At 38.7% G+C, this 4,217-nt stretch carries 5 protein-coding genes and 1 pseudogene; 4 read left to right on the top strand and 2 right to left on the bottom strand.

The window, feature by feature from the left end:
• Positions 1-230, bottom strand: a pseudogene (locus ACH0AB_RS11635) (IS66 family transposase); the annotation flags it as partial.
• Positions 231-292: 62 nt separating this feature from the next.
• Here ACH0AB_RS11635 and ACH0AB_RS11630 point away from each other — a divergent pair.
• Positions 293-559 carry a PaaI family thioesterase gene (locus tag ACH0AB_RS11630; RefSeq protein ID WP_060996396.1) on the top strand — a complete coding sequence of 89 codons (267 nt, stop codon included), beginning with the start codon at positions 293-295 and terminating at the stop codon, positions 557-559.
• Between the two features lie 311 nt (positions 560-870).
• On the opposite strand, the gene ACH0AB_RS11625 is transcribed toward ACH0AB_RS11630, so the two are convergent.
• Entirely contained in the window at positions 871-1,554 is a 684-nt protein-coding gene (locus tag ACH0AB_RS11625) for a DUF421 domain-containing protein (protein ID WP_060996395.1), read from the bottom strand.
• A gap of 108 nt (positions 1,555-1,662) precedes the next feature.
• On the opposite strand from ACH0AB_RS11625, the gene ACH0AB_RS11620 reads away from it, so the two are divergent.
• The 3 genes from ACH0AB_RS11620 to ACH0AB_RS11610 all read left to right on the top strand — a co-directional run bounded on the left by ACH0AB_RS11620 (position 1,663) and on the right by ACH0AB_RS11610 (position 3,987).
• On the top strand, positions 1,663-1,803 hold the full coding sequence (locus tag ACH0AB_RS11620) for a transposase (RefSeq protein WP_143351127.1): 141 nt from the start codon (positions 1,663-1,665) through the stop codon (positions 1,801-1,803).
• A gap of 85 nt (positions 1,804-1,888) precedes the next feature.
• A complete protein-coding gene (locus tag ACH0AB_RS11615) occupies positions 1,889-3,247 on the top strand; it encodes an IS256 family transposase (protein WP_060996208.1) in 1,359 nt (452 codons plus the stop codon).
• Between the two features lie 257 nt (positions 3,248-3,504).
• Positions 3,505-3,987, top strand: coding sequence for a hypothetical protein (locus tag ACH0AB_RS11610; protein ID WP_096489748.1), 483 nt, complete (start codon positions 3,505-3,507; stop codon positions 3,985-3,987).
• The last annotated feature ends 230 nt before the right edge of the window (positions 3,988-4,217 follow it).

Here is a 4,217-nt window from a genome sequence, read left to right as displayed (position 1 = left end):
AAATACGCATACGGGTCAAGACCATTCAATCTTGCAGATTGAATGAGCGACATAACAATCGCCGCCCGCTGACCACTCTCAAGCGACCCTGCAAACAACCAGTTCTTACGCCCGAGTGCCCAAGGACGCATCTGATTTTCTGCCCAATTATTGTCAATCGGCAAATTGCCATCATCCAAATAGCGAATTAACGCTGTCCAACGTTTTAGGCAATACTCAATCGCTTTGGTAATAGCAGCATTATTTTTAGGGGTCAGCACAGAAAACGGAAAAAATAGAGCGGTAAGGACTTTTGCTGAGTATTTTTAAGTATACCTTATTAGATTCAGCCGTAGGTTGTGCTATACAGACACAACTGCCTAAAGGTAAAGGCTATACGACCCTTGAAATTAAAGTAAATATGATGCGTCCTCTAACACAAGAGCTGCCTGTCATCCGAGCAGAAGGTCGCACCCTCCACGTGGGTAGACAGACAGCGGTTGCTGAAGGAAAAATTATTGGGGTAGATGGTAAAGTGTATGCACATGCGACTACGACGTGTTTAATTTTTGATATTTAAGGGATTAGCACAGAAAACGAAAAAAAATAGGACGGTAAGGGACTTTATCGAGTATTTTTGAGTAACTACTATCTGTCCAAAATTAGTTGACCACTACATACATCACTTATCTTTTTCCCTTGTTCTTCTATGAGTTTTATCAATTCTAGTTTGAATGCGAGTGTGCATGTTTTACGTACTTTTGTCATGAGATTAACCCTCCAATTGGGGTATTATAATCTCTTATTACCTGTCTTAACTTATTATGCCACTACAGATTGGAGGTGCCTGCCCCTTCTAGCTACAACGAAGTATGGTTTTTTAAAACTTGGTTACCTTACAATCTTGTTATTAATGGCTTTAGCCCATCCTATGCACTTATTTTGACATCGCCCACAAGGTTGATCTACCTTCAAAGGCTTATCAACATAGCCGCAATACATACAAGCATAATACTCATTTGCATTTATCTGATCGACTAATTTATATTGTTTAGGAAAAAGTGGTAAACCATAACGTACCTGGTCGTGAGGGTATAATAATAGGCTAAAATCTCCAGTGGTCTCTAACAAACCAACTCGAACTTGACCTAAATGTTCAACACCTTGCATACGCATTTCAGAAAAAAATTCATCATGTGACATCTCACCTCCTTCAATTTTCTCAAGGACCAATAGACCATCTTCTACGATATAAAGCGAAGTACCTTCTAAAAGGTCTTCAAATGGTTGGTATTTCATCATAAGCCAAGTACATAATCGATAGAGACATACTACAATGCTCATAATAAGCAATGCCTGAATTAATGGTAAATCCTTAGTAAACATAGGGTCCCCTGCGATGGACCCTAATGATAGAATGATAGTTAACTCGAATATAGAGAGCTGCCTAACACCACGCTTCCCAGTGAACCGTAGAAATAAAATGATCATGATAAACATAACAGTGACACGCACAGCAATTTCAGCAGCAAATGCCCACGTCGTATCGAGAATAAATATATTGGCCCAATCCATAGGTTCTTTTCCTACAAAGTAAATGCTTAAAAAAGTTGTCCTGTAGTGGCATAATAAACCAAGACAGCTAATAAGAGATTATAATACCTTCAGTAGAGGAATAATCTCATGACAAAAGTTAGAAATCAATACTCAGCAGAATCTAAACTTGAACTCATTAAATTAATTGAAGAACAAGGGCAAAAAGTGCCGGATGTTGCAGGACAATACAATGTTGGCAAATCAACCTTAGAACCTGTTCACGATTAAAAAAGCTGATAAAATAATGGGCGAGACTGTAAAATATTTTGTGTAAACCCAATTTTAACACTAGGATTTACACAGGAACATTTACATGAAAGAACCGACAGAATTTCTGCTTGACGAATTACTTAAAGATTATCAAACACCCGAACAAATATTGGGTGAAAATGGCATCTTAAAACAACTCACCAAACGACTCGCTGAACGGGCTTTACAAGCTGAAATGACCCATCACTTGGGCTACGCCAAACACGACTACCAAGGCAAAGCTCAGAGAGATACGCTTGATGACTTCATCAATCATCACACCGATGATGATTTGCTTGATGACGAACAGCCATCAGCCAAAGAAGAAAATATCCAATCAGCAGATGACGAAGCCACTACGGTCGCAGGCAAACCCGCTCGTAAGAATAGCAATGCCCGTAATGGCACCACTAAAAAAACCGTCCGTACTGACTTTGGCAAAATAGAACTCGATGTCCCTAGAGACCGAACCGGTAGCTTTGAGCCCCAGTTCGTTAAAAAGCATGAACGCACGCTCAACGGCTTTGACGATAAAGTCATCTCCCTCTATTCAAGAGGTATGAGCACTCGTGATATCCAAGCGCACCTAAAAGAAATCTATGGCGTGGATGTCTCATCCACCTTTATCTCCACAGTCACCGATAGTGTGCTGGATGAAGTCAAACAATGGCAACAACGCCCACTTGAACCAATTTATCCTGTCGTTTATCTGGATGGACTTGTCGTTAAAAACCGAGAAGAAGGGATTGCTCATAATAAATATGTCTATCTGGCTTTAGGCATTAATACTGAAGGGCGTAAAGAACTGCTAGGTCTTTGGATAGCCAAGAATGAGAGCGCTAAATTCTGGGTTTCAGTGATGAATGAATTAAAAAACCGTGGAGTGAATGATATCTTTATCGCTTGCTGCGATGGCTTAAAAGGCTTTCCTGAAGCGATTGAAACGGTATTTCCTAAAACCAAAGTACAGTTATGTATCGTCCATCAAGTCAGAAACTCGCTCAAATACGTCAGCTATAAGCAAAGAAAGGAAATAGCCACTGACCTTAAAACCATCTATGGTGCTGATACCTTGGCAGAAGCGGAAGATAATCTGCTTGCCTTTGCGGAGAAATGGGATGGTGAGCATCCACAAATTTCTAAGTCCTGGCAGGAGAACTGGGGTCGATTAACCACCTTCTTTGATTATCCTAAAGATATCCGACGGGTGATTTATACCACCAATACTATTGAATCATTAAACGCCAGTTTAAGAAAAGTGACCAGCACGAAAAAGACTTTTCCGAATGATGATGCGGTGTTTAAGGCGATTTATATGGCACTCATCAATACGATGCAGAAATGGACAATGCCGATTCAAAATTGGAAGCCTGCGATGCGTCAGTTTGTGATGTTATATGGACATCGGGTGGAGGGGTATTAATACAAGATATTTGTTGGTTATTGATTATGCCGCTATTTTAGGCTGCCTTTGAAGGTTTACACAAAAAAGTTTGCAATCTCTGGAGATCTCAAACATCTGATGGAGCATGGGTGGTATATAGACCAGCAGGTAAAGCTGGTAAAGATACATTACCGACTACAGCCACAGTAGAAATTAATAATTCTTCAGCGATCCAATCCATAAATAGTGGTAAAAATTTAAAGTTAAAATTTCCAAAAGAGTAATAGAAAATGAATATGAGTAATATCAGTGCTTTAAATACACAATTTTTTCTAAATATGCTTATTCAAGATGAGTTGTCCTGCTCATTTCTATTATCTAATGATAATCCAAATGCATGGCAATTTGCAGTAGAGTTAATTTATCGTCTTAAAACCTGTGATTTAATAGATTTTAGTTTTGATGTTTTGAATAAAAGTCTGTCATCTCCTGATACAACTTATTCTGGATTAGATGATTTTTGTTATCATTTATCAAAGACTAATCCATCTTCAGACTCTGACATCTGGTTCGATGCACAATTGTCTTTAACTGGAAAAGGGCAAATTTTGATGAGTTACTACTTTAAAGATTTTACAAACTGGGATAAGGAAATAAATATTCCTTTTATAGATAAGCTAGAAGAAATATTTCATAACTATAATGTGGCATGGGATGAAGATCGTCCAATATTTCCGATAAAGGGGTCAGCACAGAATTCGAACCATATAGCACGCTAAGGAATTTAGTCGAGTATTTATAAAAATGATAAAGGTCAAGGTGTCTATAAAACGGTGGTTTTTTAGACATTTCATTTTGGGCAAAAAATAAGGGCTTTTAGCCCCCAGCCTTGTATAGCAAGTCGTCAATCAAACAAATGCCAACTATTCTTCACAGCAAAAGTTTTTAATGAGCAACGCGCAGTAGCACTTGGGGTTCAACTTTTGCAATTTTCAGCAGAACGCTAGCC

The sequence above is a fragment of the Moraxella sp. 179-F 1C4 NHS genome, from assembly GCF_045370505.1.
Classification (GTDB): domain Bacteria; phylum Pseudomonadota; class Gammaproteobacteria; order Pseudomonadales; family Moraxellaceae; genus Faucicola; species Faucicola tetraodonis.
Note: the sequence above shows the minus strand (reverse complement) of the source record. Positions and strands in the feature narration are given on the sequence as shown.

Excerpts from the sequence above, each read along its gene's own strand:
- ACH0AB_RS11625 (WP_060996395.1), bottom strand. The coding sequence starts at position 1,554 with ATGGATTGGGCCAATATATTTATTCTCGATACGACGTGGGCATTTGCT.
- ACH0AB_RS11620 (WP_143351127.1), top strand. The coding sequence starts at position 1,663 with ATGACAAAAGTTAGAAATCAATACTCAGCAGAATCTAAACTTGAACTC.
- ACH0AB_RS11615 (WP_060996208.1), top strand. The coding sequence starts at position 1,889 with ATGAAAGAACCGACAGAATTTCTGCTTGACGAATTACTTAAAGATTAT.
- ACH0AB_RS11610 (WP_096489748.1), top strand. The coding sequence starts at position 3,505 with ATGAGTAATATCAGTGCTTTAAATACACAATTTTTTCTAAATATGCTT.